Origin of the sequence: Vibrio sp. 10N.222.46.A1 (genome assembly GCF_041473595.1) — a bacterium.
Classification (GTDB): Bacteria; Pseudomonadota; Gammaproteobacteria; order Enterobacterales; family Vibrionaceae; genus Vibrio; species Vibrio tasmaniensis_A.
The window spans coordinates 1-4,708 of the sequence record NZ_JBFRSN010001216.1 but is presented as its reverse complement, the minus strand read 5'-3'; the positions used below and the strand labels follow the sequence as shown (position 1 = coordinate 4,708).

Annotated in this window: 6 protein-coding genes; 4 read left to right on the top strand and 2 right to left on the bottom strand. The window is 42.6% G+C overall.

Annotation, left to right across the window (positions count from 1 at the left end; genetic code table 11):
* Window positions 1-740 (bottom strand): ABC transporter substrate-binding protein (locus AB4496_RS25365; protein ID WP_372132596.1); only part of this gene is annotated, 740 nt, incomplete at its 3' end.
* Window positions 741-1,125: 385 nt separating this feature from the next.
* Between AB4496_RS25365 and AB4496_RS25360 the strand changes: the two genes are divergently transcribed.
* On the top strand, window positions 1,126-2,169 hold the full coding sequence (locus tag AB4496_RS25360; protein WP_009844910.1) for an endonuclease/exonuclease/phosphatase family protein: 1,044 nt from the start codon (window positions 1,126-1,128) through the stop codon (window positions 2,167-2,169).
* 150 nt (window positions 2,170-2,319) lie between these two features.
* Here the strand turns inward: AB4496_RS25360 and AB4496_RS25355 are convergent, their stop codons facing one another.
* A complete protein-coding gene (locus tag AB4496_RS25355; protein ID WP_009844909.1) occupies window positions 2,320-2,955 on the bottom strand; it encodes a porin family protein in 636 nt (211 codons plus the stop codon).
* 392 nt (window positions 2,956-3,347) lie between these two features.
* Here AB4496_RS25355 and AB4496_RS25350 point away from each other — a divergent pair, with 392 nt between their 5' ends.
* The 3 genes from AB4496_RS25350 to AB4496_RS25340 form a co-directional block, all read left to right on the top strand.
* Entirely contained in the window at window positions 3,348-3,662 is a 315-nt protein-coding gene (locus AB4496_RS25350) for a winged helix-turn-helix domain-containing protein (RefSeq protein ID WP_009844908.1), read from the top strand.
* Between the two features lie 279 nt (window positions 3,663-3,941).
* Window positions 3,942-4,361 carry a D-ribose pyranase gene (gene rbsD, locus AB4496_RS25345; protein ID WP_009844907.1) on the top strand — a complete coding sequence of 140 codons (420 nt, stop codon included), beginning with the start codon at window positions 3,942-3,944 and terminating at the stop codon, window positions 4,359-4,361.
* 97 nt (window positions 4,362-4,458) lie between these two features.
* A partial coding sequence (locus AB4496_RS25340; RefSeq protein WP_372132593.1) for an ATP-binding cassette domain-containing protein occupies window positions 4,459-4,708 on the top strand: 250 nt, incomplete at its 3' end.

Sequence of the window (4,708 nt, the reverse complement as noted above, 5' to 3'; positions counted from 1 at the left end):
CTAATGATCTTATAGGGACCACTGCCTACTGGTGGCTCACTTAGAGGTTCAGACAGCTTTCTGTCTTTCCAGAAATGCTTCGGCAACACACGAGTGCTTTGCGCAAAGCTAAACAGCTTCTCGCGGTTTGGCTTGTTCATCTCAATTCGAACAACCAAATCAGAGACAGCCGTTACTGATTCAATCTCTTTGTAATACACGCGATACTGAGGCACACCTTCTTTCGAAAACTTGTCAAAGGTGAAGGCAACATCGTGAGCCGTGATTGGTTTACCATCTTGGAATTTAGCATTTGGGTTGATGTTGATTTCCATCCAAGTGAAATCACTGGCGTAGCGAACCTTTGAAGCAATCAATGGATAGTACGCATCAATCTCGTCGCTCGGAGAAAACATCAAGGTATCGTAAATCTCTCCGGTATAACTTGCAGCAACGCCGCGGGAACCGAATCGATTAAAGCTATCGTAGGTACCTATGCTGCCATAGGTCACTTTGCCCTGCTTTGGCGCATCAGGATTAACGTAATCAAAGTGAGTAAAATCGGCTGGATATTTTGCTTCACCAAAACCAACCAATTGTGTGGTTTCAATAACGGTGACAGCAGGAGTTGATTGGGTACCAGAAGCGTAAGTAACGGAGGGGTGTAAAACAATAAGCGGCAGCATAACTGCACAGGACTTTAAATTAGACCTGAAAAACTGAGTGCGCTGCGAGGCTTTGCGTCGAAAAACTGTTCCCATTTGACTCTCCCTTCAAATGTTATGAATTCGATATTCAAGTTGATTAATCGGCTTTGAATGCATGCCGTTAAAACAAGTATAGGTTCAAATCTAACATCATGTAATAACTAATAAAACCATCAGCACTTCATCTCTGACGGTTTATTTACAAATTACTCGTCACCGCTCGAAACTATTGGATGCAGTTAACGCTGATCGCTTTGATTCCTTTAATTAGCTTGGTGGCGTTGGAAAGCACGGAGATTGCTCTAGCGGGAATGACATAAGCCTCCACGGTTTAGATTCGCTTTGATTCGCTTTGAAAGTGAAATTTAGGTTCTAAATAATCAACAATCTATACTTTACTGGAGTATCCTTGCTGCTTAGGTCTAAATGGAATGACACTTTGAACAAACCAAACCACATAACATTCGCAACGTTCAACCTTCTGAACTATCTCGAACCGCCGAATGCTTACTATGATTTTGAGAACATCTACAGCTTCGATGAATGGCAGAAAAAGCAACATTGGATGGCTGAAGCGATTAGTTCATTAGATTGTGATGTGATTGGCTTTCAAGAGATATTTAGCCCGCAGTCTTTAGAGCAATTGATGAATGAGCTAGGTTATCCATACTTTGCAGTGGTCGATAGCGCAGACGTTGAAGATGATTACCTATACACCTCCCCTGTCGTTGGTATCGCATCCCGCTACCCAATTGAAAATGTACAGCCTGTTACGCCAGATTCGAAGTTACTGACAGCGTTCAACCTTGGAGACAATTTCTCATTCAACAGAACGCCTGTTCATGCCACGATTACGTTACCCCATTTAGGTTCAACCGACTGTTATGTGGTGCACTTCAAATCACAACGTCCGACAGAACCCAAAGCAGAATCTATCGATGTGGATAACGCTCAGCAAGGTGAAAAATCACAAAGTGACACGCTCACTCGCTTCCACCAAGAGCAACTTGGCTCTTGGTTATCTAGCGTGCAGCGCGGCCTTGAAGCTCAGATGCTGCATCAATACATCACCAATCATCGTTACCAAACCGATCAGCCTGTTGTGTTAATGGGTGACTTTAATAAGCCTCTATTCAACGACGAGTTTAAAGGGCTATTAAGTTATTCAATAAACAGAGACGAAAACAGCAAGCATTGGCTTTCCCACTTCCGGTTAAAAGACAGCTGGGATATTTATCATCAATTGCATGAACAAGACTTACTTGAACAACGCAAACCAACCCACTATTACGGTGCCTCTGGTTCTGTTCTGGATTACATTTTAATGTCGAACGAATTTGACTGTCAGAACTCATCAAGCATGATGGAAATCTCTTGCTACACAGTGCTCGACCATCACCTCATCAATCCCAGCTTTGAACACGACCAATTCAGTACTGACCATGCCATCGTTGCTGTCACCGCTCATATCCGTGAAGCCTAGCTATTCGATTACATCTTCAATCGAGAGTTACCTGAGTTGAACATGAAAAAAACCGCAGTCAAAAACTGCGGCCTTCCACTTTAGCCAAACGGGTTGAGCCAACCGACGCCCCATTTAGAAACCGATTTACCGTTTAGCAAAGTGTGAAACTTAGAATGTGTACATTGCGCCAAGATAGAATGAAGCCAATACGATATCTTTCTCTACCTTTTTTCGGTTCCAAGAGTTGCCCTCGTCAACTTCTACTGTAAATGCATCGGCTTCATAACCAAGTCTCAGGCTTAACTCAGAAAGCTTTTCTGGGGTGTACTCAACGCCAAAACCAACTCGTACACCTGCACCTGAATCATCGAAATCAGAACTTGAAGGACGTGAACCGTCTGCATACTTCATATCGAGATCGATTGAAGATAAGCCAATTGTACCAAATGGGCGAACGCCATTATCAAACGTATAACCAAGGTTTGCAGCAATCGAAAAGACTTGAGGAGTCCATGTAAAGCCAGCGTTGCTTCTTAAAGGATATTTAGCAACCACATCACCATAATCCGTGTACTGAAGCTCAAGTGATACAATACGGTTAAACTTATAGCCAGCAATGATACGGTAAGCATTGTCTTCTGCTTCAAACGTCACTGGCTCTTTAATTGATGAAAATAGTCCACCATCATCGACGCCAGAAGTACCAATGGCACCACCTAGATACAAACCACTGTCCGCTGCCATTACATTGTTTGCTGCAAATGCTGACATCATTGCGATGCTTAGAATTAATTTATTGCCCATTACTACTTGACCTTACTTAATGCAAATCAAGATTGTTACGCCTTCCTGTGCTGCACAATCTTGTTAGAGTTACCCGACACCCCGTCGAATTCGCGAACATGATAGGCTCACAGAAAACAAAAAAATAAATAAAAATGTAATCACTTTATAACCCCAGACAACAGAATTAGTTAAAACACCATAAGAGCCTGAATCAAAAAGAAATAAAAAAACACCTAACGTTTGTTTGAACAATCCATTCCCTTCCAAATCATCCGGTTTTTAGGTTTTTCCACCTCGCACTTACGCAAGCTTACTTTCAAGAGTGGCGTGATTTTGCATAATCCACACGCTTTAGTAGCTTGCGACTTAACTCAATCTCAACCATTCAGAATAAGACGAATAGAAACACGATGAACCACACAATAGAGCTCAACGGCTTAATCATTGATACTGACTCTCGAACGATTACTAATGAACAGGGGAATAAAATCACTTTACGCCCTCACCTACTTTCGGTGCTCTGTTTACTAACAGAAAATCTAGGGGATCCCGTTTCTAGGGAAGATATTATTGATATGTGCTGGGAAGGGGAACTCACCTCTCCTCACATACTTGCTAACGTCATCTATAATCTGCGTAATGTTTTTACGCGCTTAAGAACACCAGACATTCAGATAACCACAATCACCAAGTTTGGCTACATTTTGTCGGTTGACCCCACTTAATTAAATTTAAGCGACACTACATTGTGTCAAAACTGTATGGGCAACAAGCCGTAGCGCACTCTTTATATCTCCATGGTGAACGTATTTATGCAATCAATGGCGTTGATTAAGATCACTAAAAAACGCCCCATCGAAACGTTTCGATGATCGTTATCACACTCTAGCAAAGTGAAGAGTGCAAATGATAAATCAAACACTATTATCACTATCGAAACGTTTCGATGGCTTTTCTTGAGTTGTTCTCAACCCATTAAACGTTATTTTTCGATAGGTCGTGATATGAAAAAAAGTACTCTAATTAATTCTGAACTCTCTTACTTAGTGGCGACTCTTGGCCACACAGATGAAATCACGATTTGTGACGCGGGCTTGCCGATTCCAGATCACGTAACTCGTATTGATCTTGCCTTAACTCATGGTGTTCCGAGCTTTCAGCAAACAGTAAAAACCATGCTGGATGAATCTCAGATTGAAGGCGTTGTGATTGCAGAAGAGTTTGCGAAAGTAAGCCCAGACCATCACGCTGCACTGATTGATTTAGTTAAGACAGAAGAAGCGCGTTGCGGCAAATCGCTTTCGATTACTTACATCACTCATGAAGAATTCAAAGAGCGAACGCATGACAGCCGCGCGGTTATTCGCACTGGCGAATGCACGCCATACGCAAATGTTATTTTCCAAGCTGGCGTAACCTTTTAACTCAAGCTTAGCGTTTGAACCTAAGCGCAACGACAGCTCAGTGTCATCACTGAACCAAAACAATCAAATACAACTGGCCCCGAGTAAAGGAACCGACATGACTCAAGCCATTTTAGAACTTAGCTCAATTGAGAAAGCCTTCCCAGGTGTTAAAGCACTAGATAAGGCGAGCCTCAACGTTTACCCAGGGCGCGTAATGGCGTTAATGGGGGAAAACGGTGCAGGTAAATCAACGTTGATGAAAGTGCTTACCGGCATTTACCACTTGGACGGCGGCACTATCGCATACCAAGGTAAACCCGCAGCATTTAAAGGACCACGTGATTCACAACAAGCCGGCATTAGCA